14 protein-coding genes are annotated in these 20,927 nt (G+C 70.1%); 6 read left to right on the top strand and 8 right to left on the bottom strand.

The window, feature by feature from the left end:
- Positions 1-12 precede the first annotated feature (12 nt).
- From DMB66_RS19445 to DMB66_RS19455, 3 genes are all read right to left on the bottom strand, one after another.
- Positions 13-2,343, bottom strand: coding sequence for a LuxR family transcriptional regulator (locus DMB66_RS19445; protein ID WP_233624702.1), 2,331 nt, complete (start codon positions 2,341-2,343; stop codon positions 13-15).
- Positions 2,344-2,434: 91 nt separating this feature from the next.
- Positions 2,435-3,781: a ferric reductase-like transmembrane domain-containing protein gene (locus DMB66_RS19450; RefSeq protein WP_125805519.1), complete on the bottom strand. Its 1,347-nt coding sequence runs from the start codon at positions 3,779-3,781 to the stop codon at positions 2,435-2,437.
- Between the two features lie 25 nt (positions 3,782-3,806).
- Complete coding sequence (locus DMB66_RS19455) at positions 3,807-4,427, bottom strand: sigma-70 family RNA polymerase sigma factor (RefSeq protein ID WP_233624703.1); 621 nt, start codon at positions 4,425-4,427, stop codon at positions 3,807-3,809.
- 220 nt (positions 4,428-4,647) lie between these two features.
- Between DMB66_RS19455 and DMB66_RS19460 the strand changes: the two genes are divergently transcribed.
- Positions 4,648-5,901: an alpha/beta fold hydrolase gene (locus DMB66_RS19460; RefSeq protein WP_125805520.1), complete on the top strand. Its 1,254-nt coding sequence runs from the start codon at positions 4,648-4,650 to the stop codon at positions 5,899-5,901.
- Between the two features lie 32 nt (positions 5,902-5,933).
- The gene (locus DMB66_RS19465) at positions 5,934-7,160 is read left to right on the top strand and encodes an alpha/beta fold hydrolase (protein WP_125805521.1); all 1,227 of its coding nucleotides are present in this window, start codon (positions 5,934-5,936) and stop codon (positions 7,158-7,160) included.
- A gap of 26 nt (positions 7,161-7,186) precedes the next feature.
- Here DMB66_RS19465 and DMB66_RS19470 read toward each other — a convergent pair whose 3' ends face one another.
- From DMB66_RS19470 to DMB66_RS63835, 4 genes are all read right to left on the bottom strand, one after another.
- Positions 7,187-8,530 (bottom strand): NAD(P)/FAD-dependent oxidoreductase, encoded by a 1,344-nt coding sequence (locus tag DMB66_RS19470; protein WP_125805522.1) that lies wholly within the window; start codon positions 8,528-8,530, stop codon positions 7,187-7,189.
- A 41-nt stretch (positions 8,531-8,571) separates the two neighbouring features.
- The gene (fadD11, locus tag DMB66_RS19475) at positions 8,572-10,479 is read right to left on the bottom strand and encodes a fatty acid--CoA ligase FadD11 (protein ID WP_370318761.1); all 1,908 of its coding nucleotides are present in this window, start codon (positions 10,477-10,479) and stop codon (positions 8,572-8,574) included.
- Between the two features lie 530 nt (positions 10,480-11,009).
- Positions 11,010-13,829, bottom strand: coding sequence for a BTAD domain-containing putative transcriptional regulator (locus DMB66_RS19480; protein WP_255440853.1), 2,820 nt, complete (start codon positions 13,827-13,829; stop codon positions 11,010-11,012).
- A 31-nt stretch (positions 13,830-13,860) separates the two neighbouring features.
- Entirely contained in the window at positions 13,861-14,532 is a 672-nt protein-coding gene (locus DMB66_RS63835; RefSeq protein WP_125805524.1) for a PIG-L family deacetylase, read from the bottom strand.
- 125 nt (positions 14,533-14,657) lie between these two features.
- Here DMB66_RS63835 and DMB66_RS19490 point away from each other — a divergent pair, with 125 nt between their 5' ends.
- From DMB66_RS19490 to DMB66_RS65940, 4 genes are all read left to right on the top strand, one after another.
- Positions 14,658-15,734, top strand: coding sequence for a class I SAM-dependent methyltransferase (locus tag DMB66_RS19490; protein WP_125805525.1), 1,077 nt, complete (start codon positions 14,658-14,660; stop codon positions 15,732-15,734).
- 354 nt (positions 15,735-16,088) lie between these two features.
- Positions 16,089-17,225 carry a bifunctional 2-polyprenyl-6-hydroxyphenol methylase/3-demethylubiquinol 3-O-methyltransferase UbiG gene (locus DMB66_RS19495; RefSeq protein ID WP_125805526.1) on the top strand — a complete coding sequence of 379 codons (1,137 nt, stop codon included), beginning with the start codon at positions 16,089-16,091 and terminating at the stop codon, positions 17,223-17,225.
- A gap of 179 nt (positions 17,226-17,404) precedes the next feature.
- Complete coding sequence (locus DMB66_RS62635) at positions 17,405-17,551, top strand: hypothetical protein (RefSeq protein ID WP_199752507.1); 147 nt, start codon at positions 17,405-17,407, stop codon at positions 17,549-17,551.
- Positions 17,482-17,655: a helix-turn-helix transcriptional regulator gene (locus DMB66_RS65940; RefSeq protein ID WP_125805527.1), complete on the top strand. Its 174-nt coding sequence runs from the start codon at positions 17,482-17,484 to the stop codon at positions 17,653-17,655. Before DMB66_RS62635 ends, DMB66_RS65940 begins: the two co-directional genes overlap by 70 nt.
- 72 nt (positions 17,656-17,727) lie before the next feature.
- On the opposite strand, the gene DMB66_RS19505 is transcribed toward DMB66_RS65940, so the two are convergent.
- On the bottom strand, positions 17,728-20,760 hold the full coding sequence (locus DMB66_RS19505; protein WP_125805528.1) for an AAA family ATPase: 3,033 nt from the start codon (positions 20,758-20,760) through the stop codon (positions 17,728-17,730).
- Positions 20,761-20,927 lie beyond the last annotated feature (167 nt).

A 20,927-nucleotide genomic window follows, 5' to 3' on the forward strand; every position in this document is an offset into this window, starting at 1 on the left:
GGGATGGCAGGCTTACGGTTCGGTAGGAAGATGGCTGCGCAGTGCGGCGATCATCTCTGCTCGGCTGCCGGCGCCGAGTTTGGCGCGGATCCGGGCGGCGTGGTGTTCCACCGTCTTCGGTGACACGTAGAGCTGCGATCCGATTTCTCGGTGTGTGCGGCCCGCCAGGATCAGCCGAGCCACCGCCACTTCCCGGTCGGACAAGCCGCCTCGTGCTGCGTCCTGGGCTGACTCGTCCGAAACGAGGTCCACGTAGGACATCTCCCGGGCACGTTCCAACAGACGGCGTGCGGTCGACGGATCGCTGGTCCGGATCGCGGCGTGTCCGAGCAGCCGGGATGATTCCCATGGCAGGCCGACCGCGTCGAGTTCGGCGGCGTCGGCCAGCACGGCGTCCGGGCGTACTTCGCCGGTGAGTGCGGTGGCCCAGCGGGTGGCGGCACGGCACTGGGCCTGCTGCCGGGCGCCCTCCGGATCGAGGCTGCCGAGGTGGCTCGCGGCGACGGCCGAGGCCCTCTGGTCCTCGCCGACGATGGCTATCTGCAACCGGATCCAGCCGAGCGACACCGCCCAGTCGGCCGGCCGGCCGAGCCGGTCGATGAGCGCCTCAAGGTCGTCGAGGATCGGTGTGATTCGCCGGTGCTGGCGTAGCCGCGCGGCTGCGACCAGGATCTCCTCCATCATCTCCAGGTGCACCAGGTCCACCGCGCGCCGGGCAAGGACCGGCTCGGCGTACGCCCACGCCGCGCGGAGCTGAGCGATATCGCCCCGGCGCCGGGCGATCCCGGCGGTGAGACATGCGAACGCCAAACGTTCCCGGCCCGGTAGGGCCGTTCCGGAAAGGCGATCGAGTTCGGCCAGAGCGGTGTCGTATCGGCCGGCCCGCAACCGGGCCCAGGCCAAGAGCATGCGGTGCCGACTCTGTGCGACCGGCCCACCGAGCCCGGCGCTCAACGCCCGCTCCAGGAGACGCTCTGCGGACGCGGTGTCGCCGGCGGTCACCGCGACCAACGCACCAAGCGCGTGTGGCAGATCAGGGACGGGGACCGCCGGCGGGGCCTGTTCGTAGGCTTCCGCCGCCTCGATCAGCAGCGGCAGGGCGATCGTGGGGCGGCCGATCATCAACGCCGCCTCGGCGAGCAGGCGCAACGGCAGTTGGCCCGCACCGGTCGCCGCTGACCGCGCCCGTCCCGGCTGACCGGTCGCCATCAGTGCCGGAACGGCCAGGACCGGACCGGGGTGGTTGGCGCTCAGCAGCGCCTCAGCGGCGCGGCTGGCTCGGCCGTCGTGGGCGGCGGCGGCACCGGCGACCACCATCAGCCGGGCGGCGTCGGCCGGGCACGCGGTTGCGGCGTCCAGATCCACGGGCAGTCCGAGCAGGATGGCAGCCTCGGCCCTCCCGGCGGCCACGGCGGCCGGGGCGGCGCCGGCGTCGAGGGCCTCGGCGTACCAGAACAGGGCGCGGTCGGGCGAGGCGAAGCGGAGTCGGTCGGCGGCCTGCCGGTAGACGCCGGCCGCCGTGGGGGTACGGGCGCGGGCCGCGCGCAGCTGCTCGGCGGCCTGAACCGGGTCCGCGCCGGTGGCCAGCAGGGCCGTCGCCACAGTCTCATGCAGCCGTCGGCGTTCCGGCGGTGACAGGTCGGCGAGGATCGCGCGGGCGGCCGCCGGGATCATCTGTTCGCCGTCGGGCACCAGCAGTCCCTGGTCACGCAGCGAGCGTGTCGCCGCCGCCGCCTGCGCCGGGCCCAGCCCGGCGGCCGCGCAGACGACCTCGTCATCGAGTTCCAGTCCGAGCGCGAGAATCATGGCCAGGTCCGCGGTGTCGCGACCGGGTCCGGCGAGCCGGCGTTGCAGCCGGGCGACCAGTGCGGGCGGCGTGCCGTCGGGGGCTGCGGCCACCGCCTCGGCCAGGGCGGCCAGGCCGGCCGAGGCGGTGTGGACGGCGGCCACGTGCTCGGCCGTCGCCGGCCGGCCGAGCACGGCGGTGACCATCGCGGAAAGGGTGTCGTGGGCGAGCGGGCCGAGGTGCTCGACCGTCCCCACCGCGGCGACCGCCTCGTCGAGGTCGGCCAATTCCGGCCTGTTGATCGTGGGGCGGCGGGTGATCGCCATCGACACCCCGGTGCGGGCAGCGGCGGCCAGCATCAGCAGCGCTTCCGCAGGCAGTCGGTGTGCGTCGTCGACCACGACGATCGCGCCGTCGGTGCGGGCGCGGACCAGGAGCGTGCCCAGCTCGTCGACGGACGTGGCGGCAACCGGGAGGACCGGTCGGCCGGAGGCCGCAGCGACCTCGCCGAGCCGGCGAGTTCGCCCGGCACCGTCCACACCCACCACCACAGTCACCCGTGCGGTTTCCTTTCGTCCTCGTCGTCCTGGCAGTTCATGGCTGGTACCGGAAGGGGGTGCCGCTGTCCTGATGCGCGCAGAGGGGTGGTCACCCGCCGGCGAGGCGGAAGAGCTCCGCGTGGACCTGGCGCTTCGGGACTCCAAGCCGGCGCAGGGTGTCCAGCACGGCCACGGTGAGCGGTGGCGGCCCGCAGATGAAGACGTCGCGCTCGGTGATGTCGGGCACGAGCCTGGCGAGGCTTTCCGGAGCGAACGGGTTGTTGTCCGGTCCGGTGCGGCCGGTCAGCAGGTGCAGCCGGGCGCCGCGGGCCTGAGCGAGGTTGCGCAACTCGCCGCCCAGGACGGCGTTGGCGGCGTCCCGGACGCGGTAGAGGATGACGACGTCGGTCAGGTCCGGGTCTTCCAGCAGGGCACGGATAGGGGTGATACCGATCCCGCCGGCGATCAGCAGGGTCGCCTGCCGGACGCGTTGCGACGCGGTGAGGGCACCGTACGGGCCTTCGGCGAAAACTCGGGTGCCGGCCCGGAGCGCGCGTAGTCCCGCACTGGTGGTGCCGACACCTTTGGCGGTCAGCCGCAGGGAGCGGCCGTCCGGGGCGGCGGACAGGGAGAACGGGTTGACCTGCCACCACGGGTTGTGGCCGGGGAAGCGCCACAGGAAGAACTGCCCGGCGCGGGCGGGCAGCAGGTGCAGGTTCCGGCCGGTGATGTGCACCGAGACCGCGTTATCCGGTTCGGGGACCACCGCGGCGACCTGCAGCCGGTGCCGGGCGTTACGGACCAGCGGGAGGAACAACCGGCCGGTGAGCAGGGCACCGATGGCGAAGGCCCACAGCCCCCACCAGTAGATCTGGGTCAGTGCGTTGGCGGTGAACGCGGTGCCCTCGTACACCTGGTGGATCACGGCGAGCAGGACCACCGCGTAGAGCAGCAGATGGATAGTGTGCCAGACCTCGTACGGCAGGCGTTTACGGGCGGCCTGCACCGAGACCGCGACCACGACGATGATCAGGGCGACGGCGATCATCCCCAGCAGGACCGGCATCTGCTGGGAGAAGACGACCGTCTCGCGCAGGAACGAGACCTTGTCGTAGCGGGCGAAGCCCAGCAACACCACGACCGGGTGCAGCACCGCCAGCCAGAAGATCGCGAACCCGGTCCACCGGTGCCAGACCGTGAGGTGGTCCATGCCGAAACCGCGATCCAGCAACGGCAGCCGGGCGATCAGCAGCAGCTGCACCGTCATCACGAAGGCCAGATACAGCCCGAGAAGACGACCGATCGCACCGAGCGCGTTGTGCGCCGGCGGCCCGGCCAGGAAGAACATCACATGGACTATGACGACGTTGACAAGCAGGAAAGCCGAGGTCACGACGCGCGCGACCCGGGTGGAGTGGAAGGTGGTCGATATCGGTCGCTGGGATACAGCGGTCATCCCGATCTCCTGTCGGTCCGTCATGTCAGAGGGCTGCCGCAGTCCTCGGCACCAGGTCGGCACGCAACACGCGTACGGCGTAGTAGGCACGCGACTTCACGGTGCCGGGTGGGATGCCGATGGCCTCGGCGGCCTCGGCAACGCTGCTGCGCCGGTAGTAGAGCTCGAAGAGCACATCGCGGTGCTCGGCCGTCAGCCGACGCAAGGCGGGTACCAGCGTGGCGTTGGCGATCGCCGCGTCGGCGTGGTCCGGGACCGGGCGTAGCAGGCTGTCCCAGACATCATCGCCGGCGAAATACACCATCCGCCGTCTGCGCATCAGATCGACCGCGATGTTGTGCGCAACCCTGAACAGCCATCCGCGGACCGAACTATCACGACCGGTCAACGACTCCACATTTCGCCAGGCCCGCAACAGCGTCTCCTGCACCACGTCCTCGGCCGTGCTCCGATTTCCGGTTAGCCGTTGCACGTAGGCCCGGATCGGCTCCTGGTGCCGGGCGACCAACGCCGCGTAGGCCTGCTCGGCCGTGCTCGCCCCGCGCCACTCACCCGCACATCCGCCTGCGGTGTTCTGGAACCGCACCTGCCGTTTGCCCTTCATCGCGCCGGCGTCCTCGGCAACGGAGCCCTGGCCCGTTCTCACGTGCGGTGACCTTTCCCTCGGCAGACGGGGCCGTGATGTCAGACCCGGCCATAGCTTCCGGGCCCGGCACGCCCCAGACTTGGGGAAGATCTGAGGGATTGCTGAGGAACTCAGAAAAGGTCCTCACGGACCCTGCTCGGCGGCCTGCCGTCAGAAACCCGACCGCACCGGACCTACTTCTATTGACGACTCCGAGATCCGGAGTCGATACGCTGCGGCGATGGGCTCGGTGACGTATCGCTTCGGAGGGTTTGACCTGGACCCAGGCCTCGGCGAGCTCTGCCACGACCGGCGGCCGATCCGCATCGAGCCCCGGGCTTTTGCCCTGCTCTGCTACCTGGTGGAGCACCGCGACCGAGTTGTATCCAAAAAGGAACTACTGGATACGGTCTGGGACGGCGGGTTCGTCACCGAGGCTGCTCTGACCACCGGGTTGCGCACGGTCCGCCTGGCGATCGGCGACACCGGCCGCCAGCAAGGTTTCATCCGCACCGTACACGGGCGTGGTTACCAGTTCGTAGCCCCGACGACCGAGTCGCCGACCGGATCCGCTGCCGCCGCAGTGGCGGACACGACCGCCGCACCGATCACCACAGTGGCGGCCGACACGGCCGCCGGGTCCCGCGACATCATCCGGTTCTGCCGGACGGCGGACGGCACGCGCATCGCCTGGGCCGCCACCGGCACCGGGCCACCCCTGGTCAAGACCGCCAACTGGTTGAGCCGGATCGACCTGGAACGAACCACGACCCTGTTCACCCACTGGTTCGAAGGCCTGACCCGCGGCCGGCGACTGATCCGTTATGACGAGCGGGGCTCCGGGCTGTCCGACTCAGCGTCGGGTTTCACCCTGGACGAGTGGATGGATGACCTGGACGCCGTGGCCGACGCGGCAGGGCTCGGTCGTTTCCCGCTGCTCGGCGTCTCTCAGGGAGGTCCGCTGGCGGTGGCGTACGCCGCGCGCCGGCCCGAGCGGGTCAGCCGGCTGGTGTTGTGCGCGGCCTTCGCCCGCGGCCGGCTCGCCCGGGCGACCACCGCCGCCGAGCGCGCCGAAGCGGACCTTGACATGAAGCTCACCCTGGCCGGGTGGAACGAACAGAACCGCAGCTACCTTCGGTTCTTCGGCGCCCAGTTCTTCGCCGGCGACGCGCCGCATCGATGGGACGAATTCACCAGCTATCAACACCTGACGGCCTCAGCTGCCAACGGGGCCCGGTTCCTGGAGGAGCAGTCCCGCTTCGACGTCACGGACCTCGCCCGCCGGGTGTCCTGCCCGACGCTGATCGTGCACTCCCGCGACGACCCCCGCATTCCCGTCTCGGAGGCGATCGAACTGGCCGAGCTCATCCCGGACAGCCAACTGGTCCTGCTCGACGGCCGTAACCACCTTCTCACCGCTGACGAGCCGGCGTGGCCCCGGTTCCTGGACGAAATGTATGCCTTCCTGGCAGAGGAGGGTCCCCGCCGCGGTTGAGCCCGGCGGGGCAAGATCAGTAGGCTGCGTCGGTGGCTGGTGAGGCGTTCCGCTTCGGCGAGTACGAGTTGGACGTTGCTGGTCATCGGCTGCGCCGGGGCGGTGAGCCGGTCCATGTGGAACCGCGGGCTTTTGATCTGCTGTGTCACCTGGTGGCGCACCGGGATCGGGTCGTGGGAAAAGACGAGCTGCTCGACACGGTGTGGGGTGACCGTTTCGTCAGTGAAGCCGCGCTCACCACGGCGTTGCGGACCGCTCGCCTCGCGATCGGGGACACCGGCGAGCGTCAACAGCTGATCCGAACCGTGCACCGGCGGGGCTACCAATTCGTGGCCCCGGCCTCGGTGACCCGGCCCGCCCATGCGGCCCGCCCCGGGCGCGGTCCCGGCGTCGACGCGGCAGCGGTACCGATCGGCGCGGGCCGTCAGGTGATCCGGTTCTGTCAGGCCGCCGACGGCACCCGCATCGCCTACGCCACCGTCGGTACCGGCCCGCCACTGCTCAAGGCGGCGAACTGGATGACCCATCTCGACCTGGAGTGGACCACCCCGGTGTGGTCGCATTGGCTCAACGGCCTCGCCCGCGACCGCGAACTGATCCGCTACGACGAGCGGGGGTGCGGCCTGTCGGACTGGGAGGTGCCCAGCTTCACCTTCGACGACTGGGTCGACGACCTGGAAACCATGGTCGAGGCGCTCGGACTCGACCGATTCCCCCTACTCGGTGTCTCGCAAGGCGGCGCGGTGGCGGTGGCGTACGCCGCGCGGCGCCCTGAGCGGGTCAGCCGGTTGATCCTCGCCGGAGCGTACGCCCGGGGCCGGCAGGTCCGGGCCCGCGACGACGCCGAGCGTGACGCGGCCGCTGTCGATCTGGAGTTGGCCCGGGTGGGGTGGGGCAATCAAGATCCCCGTTTTCTCCAGGTCTTCGCCTCTCAGTTCCTGCCCGACGGCACACCGCAGGATTGGCAGGACTTCACCGCGTTTCAGCGGCGGACGACCTCTCCTGCCAACGGCGTCCGGTTCCTGGAGGAGTTCGCCCGGATCGACGTGTCCGACATCGCCCACCGGGTGCAGTGCCCGACGCTGATCCTGCACTCCCGCGACGACGCACGGGTCCCGGCAGCCCAGGCCAGCGAGTTGGCCGCCCTGATCGCGGACAGCCGGCTGGTCCTGCTCGACAGCCGCAATCACCTGCTCACCGCGACCGAACCGGCCTGGGCCGAGTTCCTGTCCCACATCGACGCCTTCCTGGCCGAATGACCCACCCAGGCCCGGCCTCGGGTGGGTCACTCGGCCGGGCGGTTGGCCACCACGGCCGGGGAGCGGCGGGCGGCCAGCAGAACCCGAAGGATCATGGCCGGGGTCATCAGCGTTTCGGGCCGGGCAAGCAGGTTCTGCACCCGCCGCGTCTGGTGGGCCACTGCACCCGAGGTGTGGCAGGCCCGGAACACCATGTCGAGGTAGCGGTTGAACAGGTCGGTACCGGCCGGTTTGGGTCCGCTGGCGCGAGGATCGGCGAAGGCGGCCCGGGCTGCGATCTTCCACGGCACGTCGACCACCTTGGCGGCCCGCCGGTAGAAGGCACGGGCCAGTCTCGGTGAGGTAGGGCCGTGACGCGTGACGGCCCGGTCGAGTGCCTGAGCCTGTAGGGCGGCCGACGACATCCCCTGCGCCTCGAGGGGGTTGAAGCTGCAGATGGCATCACCGAGCACGAGGAACCCCGCCGGGGTCTGCGTCAGTCGTTCGACGTGGCGGCGCTGGCTGGTGGGCATGCGGTGGGTCAGCACCGGTGTCGGTGCCTCGCTCCGGGCCAGGACGTCGGCGATCAGCGGCGACGGCAGGGACCGGGCGAAGCTCTCGTACGCCGCCGGCTCAGTCGGGGACACGTCGTCGTGGAAGGATCCGAGGGTGATGATCCACCGGTCGCCCTCCGCCGGCACCATCATGCCGATCCGATGGTGGTGGGCCGGGTCGTCGACCACGACGGTGAGGGCGCCGGTGAGGTCGTCCGGCCGCCGCGGCACCACGCATGTTCCGCAGGCCACATCGATGCGGACAGCCGATACCGGTGGTGCCGGGAAACCCAGCTCGGCCAGTTGCTCCAGGAAACGGGTGTGCCGGCCGGAGCACGCGACCACCAGGTCGGCCCCGTGCCGCACGCCGTCGACCTGAACACCGACCACCCGGCTGTCCTCAAGGATCAGCCTGTCCACCGCCGTTTCGTCGGTAACCGTCACGTTGGGCCGCTGCCGCAGCAGCCGCCTACGGATGGTGCACTCGAGCAGAGGCCGGCTCATAGACAAGACACGGCAGCCGAGATCGGACGGTACCCGGTGACCACCGCTCTGGTGCCACACCAGCTGGCCGGCGTCCAGGGTGACCGCGCCACCTGCCACCAGTTCGTCCGCGAGGCCCGGGAACCAGCCGTCCAGCAACCGCTGACCGGCGGCCAGCAGGACATGGGCGTGGCGTCCCTGCGGGACACCGCTACGCGCGACCGCGTCCTCGGGCAGGCGGTCCCGCTCCAGGATCCGTACCCGGTCGACGTGGTCGCTCAAGACCCGGGCGGTCAGCAGACCCGCCATGCCCGCGCCCACGACGATCGCACTCGTGCCCTCACGCCTGCTCATCCTCGCCCGCCTTCCGACTCACACACCCGGCCTGCCACGGGCTAGAACGTGGCCGAGGCCAACGCTGGTTTGAAGGCCGCCTCGGGTTCGAGTACGCCCGCTGTCAGCGCGTCGGCGTACAGCGCGCCGATCTCGGCGGCGTACTTCTGCGCGATCGGCTTGCGGCGCAGCTTCGAGGTCAGCGTGAGCTCGTCCCCGCCCGGCTCCCAGAAGACCGGCAGGAGCCGGAACCGCTTAATCTGCTCGGACCGAGACAGTCTGGCGTTGCCGTCGGCGACCCCCACCCTTACCCGGCGAACCACGTCCGCCACGGCGGCGAGGACCGCCGCCGAGGCATCCGCGAGCCCGTGCCGGGCGGCGTAGACAGCCGCGGCGTCGGCGTCCAGCACGACCAACGCGGTGTTGTACGACCGCCCGTCCCCGACGACGGCGATGCCACCGATCAGGGGGCATGCGGCCTTCATAACGTTCTCGATGTGTGCCGGCGACATGTTCTTGCCGGCCGCGTTGATGATGAGCTCCTTCTTCCGGTCGACGACGGTGAGGTAGCCGTCGCCGTCCACGGTCATCACATCGCCGGTGTACAGCCAGCCGTGGCCGTCGATCGCCTCGGCGGTCTTCGCCGGTTCCCCGCGGTAGCCCTTCATCACCAGCGGCCCGCGCACCAGGAACTCACCGTCCTCGGCGATCCTGCCCTCCATCCCGGGCAGCAGCCTGCCCACTGTGCCCAGCCGGTGCTCGGCCGGCGACACCACCGTGGCGACACAGCTCAGCTCCGACATCCCCCAGACCTCGCAGATCGGGACACCCAGCCCGCTGAAGAAGGCCAGGACCTCCTTCGGGATCGGTGCCGCACCGGAAACCGCCCACCGCAACTGATCCAACCCCAGCTTGGCGCGCAGCGGGGACAGGACCACCGCGTCGGCCTTGGCGTACTCGGCGGCCACCTCCGTAGGCAACAGTGATCCGGACATGTCGGCTTCGGCCTTGCGTGCCGCGACGCCCAGCGCCCACTGCAGCCCTTGCCGCCTGGTCTCGTCCGGCTCGGCCGCCACGGCCGCGAGGATGCCCGCCTTGAGTTTCTCCCACACCCGGGGCACGGAGGCCCAGATCGTGGGCCGGCAGTCGGCCAGCGCCGCGGCGATCTGCCGGGCGTCGGGGACCACGGTGATCTGCGTGCCCATCGTCTCGTGGAAATACAGCGCCGCCACCCGGTCGGCGATGTGCGCGCTCGGCAGAAAAGAGGTGGTCCGGTCGCCGAACTCCACCGGCAGCACGTCGGCGACGGCGTACACCTCGAACAGCAGGTTCTCGTGGGTCATCTCGACGCCCTTGGGTTCGCCGGTCGTGCCCGAGGTGTAGATCAGCGTCAACACGTCATCCGGCTTCACGGCCCGCCACGTCGCGTCGAAGTCGAAGTCCGGCGAGCCGCCGCCGACCAGCTCCGCCACAGTCATGGCGCCCTCGGGTGCGCCGTCGACGCACACCACGAACTCGACGGCGGCCCCGGATCGCCGGATCAGTTCGACGTACTGCTGCTCGCACATCACCACCTTCGCGCCGGCGTTGGCCAGCACATGAGCCAACTGCTCGGCCGCGAGGGTGTTGTAGACCGAGAACGACGTGGCCCCGAGATGCTGCGCCCCGACCTCCAGCGGATAGAACTCCACCCGGTTGGCCATCATCAGCGCGACCGTGTCGCCCCGGCCGACCCCCAGCGCGCTCAACCCCGCGGCGACCGCACGAACCTCATCCGCGTACTGGCGCCACGTCAGCGCTCGGGTGCCCCCGATGGTGCGCAGCGCCACCGCGTCCGGAGCCACGGCCGCGGTCCGCTGAAACGCCTCACAAAACGTCCCGGGTCTTCCCCCATCGGTCATCGGGCGATTCTCAGGTCCGGCCGTGCTGTCTCCCATGACGATCGCGGTGTCGCCGCTGTGCGTGCTCATGCTCGATCCATCCTCCGATTCGGCCCGGACCGGTAGCGGGCCGGGACCGTACGAACACTCGTCCACTCGTGAGGCCACCGCTTGGTCGAAGTCTGAGGATTCCCTGAGGAAGTATCGAGATCCGGATCTTCCGGGCCAGGCGCCGCGGGCCGGCTCACTCCCTGCTGCCGGCGGAGACCCGAGTTGGACGGCCCAGGGCGGCGGAAAAGGGCGACGGACCCCAGGACCGTCCGGTCGGCCGGGTATCGGAGGCTGCCTCGGCCAGCTACCCCTGACCGCCTGACCCGTACGACCTGCCCCTCCCAGCAGAAGACCGTTCCGGCATCAGGAGAACCGGCGCCCGCAGCGACACGCGCCACCCTTTGAACAACGTCCTTCTTGGACACAATCCGGTCGCGGTGCTCCACCGATGGCAGAGCAGGTCATATGCTCAAGGCTCGATGTGGACCGATGGGCCGAACATGGGCGGGCGACCAGAATGGGTCTGGCCTCCATCCCGCCGCTCCGCTCGCCGCCCGCGCGTGTCGGAATCAGGTGACCGGCGAGTGTCGGGACGCTAACTCACCGAGTTCGGTCACCGCGCGGTCGAGCACCGCCGGCCCGCCCAGCTGCGCCGCTTCGTTGCGCACATGCTGCAGCTCGTCCTCGTCAATGATCTCCTCCACACGCACAAACGATCGTGTGCTGTATCGGGCGATCTCCGGGCTGACGGCGGCAGCCGCGGGGATGGCGTCGGCAACGACCAGCAGCAGGGCCGCGGTTGACGGGCGGCCGGCCGAGGCGAGCAGCTCGGCCGCGTTGCGGGCGGTGGTCCATAGCTGAGTCATCTGCCCGGTGCGCCGCCAGAACTCAATGAGGTACGCGAAGCCGTCGGCCGCACCCGCCGCGTCCCCGGTCCGTGCCTGTGCCGACGCCAGGGACACCCGGGCCACCCCCTCGACGAAGCTGCAGCCCACCGAGACGGCCTCTCGGATGGCGGCCGAGTAGCACGCGATCGCCTGCGTCGGTGGCAGCAGCTCACCCTCGACGTAGGCGACGAAGGCGCGGTGCGATCCGCATCGAGAGGTCACCCGCGCCCGGTCCAGCAGCAGACGGGCCGATGCACGGTCACCGTCGTACGCCGCGGCGAGCGCGGCGGAGCCGACGAACGTCGCCTCGTCGGGGCTGGGTGTCACGGCGGCGCGCAGCCAGTACTCGCGAGCCGTGCCGAAGTCACCACGAAAGTGCGCGACAACCCCGAGCACGCTGCAACCGCGGATCTCGTCGCCCGTGTCGATCGCCTCGCGGGCGAGCCGTTCGGCCTCGTCCAACTCGCCGGTGAGACGCGCGGCTTCCGCCGCAGCGGCGAGTACGGCCGGGCGAGCTGGATGACCGACGATCGTCGAGTCGGCGGCGAGCTCCGCCGCCCAGGACCAGATTTCGGGTAGATCGCGCCACGTGGACGCCTGGTTCACGCCGAGCGTGATCGCCACCCGGTCGTCGAAGGACGCGAGGCCGCGCGCGGCGCGCAGATTGTCGAGCTCGGCCCGCAGCCTCCGATCGACGCGCGCCTCCTCGGCCCCTGACATCCGGGTGCCGATCTCCTCGGCGACGACGCGGCACCGGGACACGAACCGCGCGGACGCTTCGTCGCGCTCGGCGAGGAGATCGATCTCGTCGTGAAGGAATGCACGGACTGTGAACAGCAGCCGGAAGCGACCCGCGACCGCGTCCGCGACCAGCAGCGACGCGTCCACGAGCCGGTGCAACAGGTCCAGGGGGTCGTCGGGCAGCCCGACGCTCAATGCTTCGACGGTGGCGACGTCCACCCCGCCGGCGAAGGGCGCGATCGCGCGCAGGAGGGCCTGCTGGTCGGGTGTGAGCAGGCGATATGACGACGCGATCGTCGCCCGCAAGGTCCGCTGTCGCTGGGCCTCCGGGCCCTCGAGCCCGGTCGCGAGGTCGAGGGCCCGGTCCAGGCGGGTGAGCACATCGCGCATCGGCATCAGTCCCACCTGTCTGGCTGCCAGCTCTATGCCGAGGGGCAGACCGTCGAGGCGTTGCAGGATCTCGACAAGATCGGCCGCTTCCTCGGCAGCCAGCTCATAGGACGGCCGGCGCCGGCGAGCGTGCTCCACGAAGGCGCGCACGCTCGGCATGCGACGCAACGCGTCGAGGTCGGTCGCATCGCGAGGAACCGGGAGTGTCTGCAGCCGCACGACGTACTCCCCAGGCACCTGCAGCGTCACGCGCGAGGTGGCCAGCACGCGCACGCCCGGCGACGAGCGGCGGACGGCAACCACCAGATCGCGACAGGCGGCGGCGACGTGTTCACAGTTGTCCAGCACAAGGAACAGCGACCGGTCCGCCAGCGCGGTCGCAATGTGGGCCGGGTGGACCTCGCCGGTCATCCGTAGCCCGAGCGCGGACGCCACCGCTTGGCAGACGTGCTCGGCCCGGTCGACCACGGCCAGCGGTACGACCACCGCCTCATCGACGTCGGACGCGATGTCGAGCCCCAACCGGGTCTTGCCAACCCCGCCCGCGCCAGTGAGGATCACCACCGCGTGATCGGCGAGCAGTCGAAGCACCTCCTCGCGCTCGTGCTGTCGACCAACCATCGGACCGCTCGGTCTGGCGACACGCGCGGCGACCGCGAGGCGCCCGAGGGAGCCGGCCGCGACCCGCTTCTCCAACTCGGCCAGTGCCGGCGTCGGGTCCAGCCCCGTCTGGTGGACCAGCCGGCGGCGGAACGCCTGGGCCGCCGCCATCGCCTCCGCTGCGCGGCCCTCGGCCGCCAGCGCCCGGATCTGCAGGAGCGTAGTCCGCTCACGCAGCGGCGCGGCCATTGCCGCGGCGGCGGCGTCCACGGCGACATGCTCACCTGTGGCCAGGCGTCGCTCCAGGAACTCGTCGATCAGCTCCAGCTCCAGCCCGCCGAGCCGGACCGATTCCCTCGCCAGCTCGGGCAGCGAGCGGAACTCTTCCAAGGCGGGCCCGCGCCACAGCGACAGCGCCGCCCCAGGGTCGTCGGGAGCCAGGCGGTGTACGGCATCGACATCGAGCTCCCACGGCTCCAGGTGGAGGCGGTAGCCGTTGGCCCGCCGTTCCAGCCGCCCTGCCAACAGACCGAGGTGACCGCGCACACGAGAGATGTGGTTGTAGAGCGCCTGCACCGCGTTGTCGGGCGGGTCGTCAGGCCACAACGCTTCGATCAGCCGCTGGACCCCCACCGTCCGCCCGGCTTCGAGAGCGAGCAGCGCCAGCAGGGCTCGCCGCCGACTGCCGGGGACGTCGACGGTCCGGCCCTCGACAATGACGGCCAGCGGACCGAGGAGGTCAACGCGCAACGGGAGCCGGGATCGGTCCATTCCCGCACTGTGCCGCAGCGCGGACGCGAAGTCACGCGGTTCGCAGCGGCGCGGCGTAGGCCTCCTGTGACACCCAGGTGCGGAAGCGATCCAGCCCCACCGCCTCAACGAGGCCGCCGGTCTGTGACCACTGGCGAAGCAGTGCCTCGACCTTGCGATCCAGAAGCTCGTCGTCAAGCTCAAGCAGCAGCGCGAGCTCATCGTCAGCACACACCCGTGGACGACCGAGTTCGAAGACGTTGAAATTCTCGTCCAGGTCCGCGTCGAGCGGCTCCGGCCGTGCGACCGGATGCAGCAGCAACGGTGTCTCGCGGGCGCCGAGGATGGCCAGGTCGGTCCACCCGTTCACCGCCCGGTGGTCGGGGTGCCCCGTGAACCCGTCCGGGCCGAAGGTGACCACCGTGTCGGGCCGCACGTCGTCGAGCAGACGGCCCAGCCGGTTTGCGGCCTCGGCCGGGTCCACCGAGGCGCAGGCGCCGTCGTCGTACTCCAGCCAGTGGTGCTCGGTCACTCCGAGCACTGCCAGGGCGGCCTCCAACTCGGTGCAGCGCACGTCAGCATCACCGCCGGCAGCGCCGCGGGTAGCCGTCACGCACACGACACGGTGACCGGCCGCCGTCAGCGCCGCCGACAGCCCGCCGGCCAGATAGGTCTCGTCGTCCGGATGAGCCCAAACCATCAGGACCGTTCCCAAATGTTCCATGGTCACGAGGATCCCCGCGACAGCTGTCACGACGCTGTCACCGCAAGGACAGGGCCGTGGGATCGGCCTCCTCCACACTCGTCAACAGCGCAACCGGGCGCCCCGACGAAGGGCAACAACGCATCATGACTGCACAGCTCGACGCACCCGTCCTGGACTCCGGCCGGCTTGAGCAGTTCGCCGGCAAGGTCGCCGGCGACCAGGCGGCAGCGTACAACGCGATCCTGGTCTACCTCGGCGACCGGCTGGGGATCTGGCGATCACTCGCGACGCTCGGCACGACCACCGTGGCCCAGCTCGCCGAGCACGCCGGCGTCGCTCCGCGATACCTGCAGGAGTGGCTGGCCGCCCAGGCCGCCAACGGCTACGTGACCTATGACGCCGCCGGGAACACGTTCACCTTCTCGCCCGAGGCGGCCTCCTGCCTCGCCGAGGAGGAGAGCCCCACCGCGCTCATGTCCGGCTTCGAGCTCATCGCCGCGGTGTGGGCCGACAGCGACAAGCTCGCGAACGTCTACACGACCGGCGAAGGGCTCGGCTGGCACGAGCACGACCCCCGCTTGTTCACCGCCGTCGCTCGCTTCTACGGAACGATGTACCGCAACTCGATGCTCAGCGAGTGGTTCTCCGCGGTGGACGGATTGATCGAGCAGCTCGAGACCGGCATCCGTGTCCTCGACGTCGGCTGCGGTCTGGGCGTCCCGACCATCCTCCTGGCGGAGGCCTTCCCGAACTCCACATTCGTCGGCTTCGACTACCACCAGGACTCGATCCGGCAGGCTGTCGCTGCGGCGGCGGAGGCCGGAGTCTCCGACCGCGTGGAGTTCCTCGTCGGTGACGCGACGTCGTATGACGGCGTGTACGACCTCGTCCTGTTCTTCGACGCGGTTCACGACTTCGGCGACCCCGTCGGCGCCCTCGCGCATGCCCGGAGCGTACTGGCACCCGGTGGCCGGGTCGTGGCAATCGAGCCCTATGCCGAGGACACGCTCGAGGCGAATCTGGCCAACCCGATCGCTCCCGTGTTCTACGTCGGCAGCTCGGCGCTGTGCGTCCCACACAGCATCTCCGACGGCGGCGCGGCGTTCGGCGCCCAAGCCGGCCCAGTCCGTCTCACCCACGCGTTCCGCGACGCCGGCTTCACGTCCGCGCAGGTCGCCGCGTCGACGATGACCAACCTCGTCATCGAGGCCCGCGCCTGACCCTGGCGACTCACCACCACATCACCGGGTGAGCAACCGCATCACGAGGCCGGTCGATGAGCGACCCTAGGCCAGGTACCGAACAGGACCCGCTGCCGACGCAAAGCCGGCAAAGTCGAGAGCCTGCAGCGGCGTGAAACATCAACGGCGGCAACGGTTCTGCACAGAGGGCCCACGTCGGCCCCGAGGCTGCGGCTGTCCGACGGCATCCTGCTGGACGTCGCCTGTGAGAAGACCGGGTGGCCGCGCGGGAGGTGCGCGACGCGACCGGCCGGTGAGGGAATGCGAGCCGGCAACAAAAGCCCTGCGATCGAAATCGCCGGGGTGGTGTGATCGACAACGAAGGAGTTCACGATGACCACAACGCTCGAGCCGGCCAGCCGCCACTCCGACCTGCTGGCCACCCCGACCCCCGGCCTACCTGCCGAAGCTTTCGCCGAGCGGCTGCTCGCCGCCACCCTCGGCACGATGGAGATGTACGCCGTCTACTTCGGCGACCAGCTGGGATGGTACCGCGCGCTGCACGAGCGGGGCCCGCTCATCTCGACCGAACTGGCCCACGCCACCGGCACCGCGGAGCGCTACGCCCGGGAGTGGCTGGAGCACCAAGCCGCCAACGGCTACCTGACCGTCGACGACGCAGCCGACGCACCGCAGGAGCGACGGTTCCGGCTACCGGCCGCGCACGCCGAGGTGCTCCTCGACGGCGACAGCCTCGCCCACCTCGCCCCCCTGGCCCGGATGGTCGCGGCCAGCGGCCTCCACCTCGACGACATCCTTGAGGCGTACCGCACCGGCGCCGGCGTGAGCTGGCAGCGGCTGGGCAACAACGCCCGCGAGGGCCAGTCCGCGATCAACCGGCCGCTGTTCCTCCACGCCCTCGCGCAGCAGGTGCTCCCCGGCGTCGCCGACCTCGACGCGCGCCTACGGTCCGGCGCCCGGGTCGCGGACGTGGGGTGCGGCGAGGGATGGTCCTCGATCGGTATCGCGACGGGCTACCCCCACGTCACGGTGGACGGCTATGACGTCGACGCGACGTCCGTCGACGCCGCCCGCCGGCACGCCGTCGGCTCGGACGCCGCCGACCGCGTGACGTTCACGCTGCAGGACGTCGCTGCCCGGCCGCTCGGCGACGGGACACCGTACGACGCGGTGTTCGCGTTCGAGTGCGTGCACGACCTCTCCGACCCGGTCGGCTTCCTCCGGACCGTGCGCGGCGCGGTAGCCGACGACGGGTTCGTCGTCGTGATGGACGAGCTCACCGAGGAACGGTTCACCGCGCCGGCCGGGCCTTGGGAGCGAGTGCTCTACGGCTTCTCGATCACGACCTGCCTGGTCGACGGCATGGCCCACAAGGACAGCGCCGGCACCGGAACCGTCATGCGGCCGGAGACACTGCGCCGGTACGCCCTCGAGGCAGGGTTCAGCGAGATCGAGATCCTGCCCTCACCAGCGGAGATCACCTTCCGGTTCTACCGGCTGCACATGTGACGCCGGACCACCTGCGGCGCCTAACCACGCGGCTGTAGTACCGGGCCTTCTATCGGCGGATCGGGGACGTGTTCGTCATCGGTGCGATCGGTCCGGAGGCCGAAGTCAACCAGCGAGGATTCAGGCGGGCGATCACGACAGCCGAGGAGCGCCTCGACGCAGTGAAGGGGTGAAGAGTGATGATGCTGTCTGAGCTGAAGAACGCCTCCCAGGTCGTGGAAGAGGACTACCGCGACGACCCTCAGTTCCGCGCAGAGTGGGACCGCACAGCCTTCGCCCGCGACGTCGTTCTCAGCATCGTCCGTTACCGCACCGAAACGGGCTGACCCCATCGGCGCTGGCTCGCCGTGTCGGCATGACCCAGTCTGCAATCGCGCGCCTGGAGTCCGGTGACCAGCCCCCATCCATCCCGACGGGCATGACCACCTGAAATCGCCTCGCGTAGGCGCCGCTGGCGGTGCGCTACTGGGCCGGTCGGCACTACTGACCCGAGGATCCGGCGTCAGGGGAGTTGTTCGAGGAGCCGGGTGACGTGCCGCTGGACCATTGCGAAGCCGAACTGCTCTGCGATCTTCTGTGCATCGGCCGCCATGGCGCGTGCTCGACCGGGCTCGGCTCCGGAGAGTGCCTGAGCGTAGGCGAGGTGGGTGCGGGCGACGAACAGAGGCGCCCGCAGACGATGGTTGACGGTGAGGGCGAGCTCGTAGGCGGCGGCCGCCTCCTGCGTACGGCCGAGGGTTGCGAGCGTGCGGCCCAGTCCGTAGACGATGGAGCCCTCGGTGGTGGCGCCGGTGCTGGCGATCTGCTCTCGCCATCGGCTGAGCATCGGCAAGATCCGGGAGGCGGGCTCGGGCAGGGCAAGCGTGTGGCAGACCTCGGCCCACAACATCAGGGCCGTCGACCAGAACTGGGGTGCGCCGCCGGCTGAGACGTCGATAGCGTCGGCGAGCGCACGGGCCTCCGCTTCCCGGCCGAGTTCGCACCACACGCTGGCGAGGCCGGCACGGAAAACCTGCAGCTCCGGGTTCTCCTGAAGGACCTGCTCGAGGGCTTCGGCCGTCTCGGCGAGGCGGTCCTGGGCTCGGCGGATCTGAAAGATCTGGCCGGCGTAGCCGAAGAATGCCTCCGGTTGTCCGGTGGCGACACCGAGTTCGAAGCCGGCCTGGGCGATGGACTCGGCCCCTTCCAGGTCGCCATCCAGAAACAGGTGCATCGACTGGGTTTGGGAGGTAGTCCAGCGAACGAACGGCTCCGGGCTGGCCCTGGCGAAGGATTCCAAGATCAGTCTCTCCCGATCCATGGCGTCGCGATCGCCGAGCTGGAGTTCGATCTCGTGCTGGGACATCGCGAGTATGCCGCGTAGCCGCGCGTCGCCGGTCGATTCCGCGGCGGCGAGACCTTCGGGCAGCAACTGCGCCCGCTGACGGAGGACGTCGGGGGTGCGCAGTGCGCTCTGGGCCAGGCTCACCACCTCCGCGATGATGCGGGCCTCGCCGGCCCCACGGGCGAGCGCCATAGCCCGTGCGGCCACTGGTTCGACCTGTTCATCGGGCGCGCCGTGCAGCTCGATGGCGAGAATCGAGTGCAGGAGAGCACCGTCGGGTCCGCCGGGTCGCACCCCTATCGCCCGGCGCAGGATCTCGACCCGCTCGTGGTCGATAGACCCGAACCTGCTGACGTCGCCGCGGTTGTTGGCCAGCGCCGCCCGGACGAGCAGGTCGTCGTGGCGCAGCGCGATGGCGAGCCGGCCGGCGCCGAGGAGCGTTTCGCGATGTGCCGGGTCGCCGGCCTGGCGTTGGGCAGTCCCGAGGCCGACCAGAATTTCGCAGCGCTGTGCCGGGCCGCCGTCGGGAAGGAAGTCGAGGGCCTTGCCGTACCAGGTGACGGCTTCGTCGGGCGCCAGGTGGGACAGCGCATAGTCGCCCGCCGACCGGGCGTACTGCGCGGCCTTTCCGCGGTTGTGCGGGGTGATGGCGTGGATCCAGTGGTGGGCGATCTCGCTGGCGCGTTCGCCCACATCGTCACCGCATCGTCGCTCCAGCGCCACGGCGACGGCCTGATGGCCAAACGCGCGCACCGTCGGGCTCAGCTCCGCGTACAGGGCGTGGGCAACGATGGCATGCGTGAACGCGAACCGCCCACCGGCATCGATGACGAGCGCGTTGGCCACGGCGGGCTCGAGGCGCCCGAACGTTTGGACAGGGTCTTCACCGAGCAACTCGGCGAGCAGGTCGAGCTCGAAGTCACGGCCGACGACCGAAGCCGTATCGAGAACCTTGCGGGTTCCGGGTCCAAGGCGCTGGATGCGGCTGTTGACGACTTCACGCACGCTGACCGGCAGCCCGCGGCTCCCCAGCCGGGTCGGGGCCGCCCAGCGACCATCGGCGCGTTGACTGATGGCTCCGGTCTCCCCGAGATGGCGCAGGATCTCGGTGACGAAGAACGGGTTGCCTTCCGTTTCGGCCCGCAGCAGGTCCCGCAACATAAGCCCATCGCGGTCCATCGCGTGACCCGCGACCCCCTCCAGGAGGCTGAGCAACTCGCTGTCGTCGAGTCCGTCCAGCGCCAACCGGGTGGTGCCCGACTCCCGATGGGTCGCGGACAGCAATCCGGTCAGCGGATGTGACGCGTCGATGTCAGAGTCCCGGAACGTCGCGATCACCAGAACCGGCGTGGCCACCGCCCGCTCGACGAGATGGCGCAGCAGGGCGAGCGTCTGCACGTCCGCCCAATGCAGATCGTCGAGCACCACGAGCGCGGGCTTTCCCTGTGCCGCAACGGCGTCGAGAACGTCGACGACCGAGCTGTAGAGCGCGAAGCGCGCCGAGTCCGAGTCCAGGTCTGCCGCGCCGGCGACACCCATCAGCGGCGCGATTGCCACGTGATGGCCGGCGACGACGTCGGGCAAGTGGCGGTCGAGACTCGTCAGCACCTCGCGCCAGGGCTGATAAGGGACGGACAGTTCCTCGTCGCAGCGCCCGTACACCACCACGGCATCCCGGTGCGCCGAGGCCGCGAACACCGAGCACAATGTCGTCTTCCCGATCCCCGCTTCCCCACTGACCAGCGCGAAGCGACGCTGCTGCGATGCGACCATCTGCTTCCAGAGGTGTTTGAGCACCGTGCGTTCATGCTCCCTGCCGGCGAACCCCAGCCCCGTCGACATCGCCAGCCGTTCCGGCAAGGGTAGGTCACGCTCCGCCACCAGCCCACCCGCCGACTGCTCGACCGTGCCGACGAACTGATAGCCCCGGCGGTGTACGGTCCGGATCAGGCGCTGTTCCTTGCCAGTGTCACCGATCGCCACCCGGACCGAACGCAGCGCCGTGGTGACCGCGGCCTCGCTGACGAAGCGATCACCCCACACCACGTCGAGGAGCTCCTCTTTGGGCACCACCCGATGACGGTTCGTGATCAGGTGGAGGAGGACGCTGAACGCTCGGGGCTCGAGCGGTATCCGCTTACCAACGCGCCGCAGCTCGAAGAGAAGGGTGTGAAGCTCGAATCCGGCGAAACAGTAAGGCGCCCCGTGCACGAGCGCAATCGTACAGCTCGATCATCAGCCGACCTGCCGTAGAAGACGATCCGGTTGGTGCCGAGCCGCTTCTGCGGGTGCCGGGCATCGAGATGAGTTCCGTAGACGTCGTCGTGATCGGCGGTGGCCAGGCCCTGTACCGTGCCAGAACTCGTCGCACATACGGT

The organism is Actinoplanes sp. ATCC 53533 (assembly GCF_003947245.1).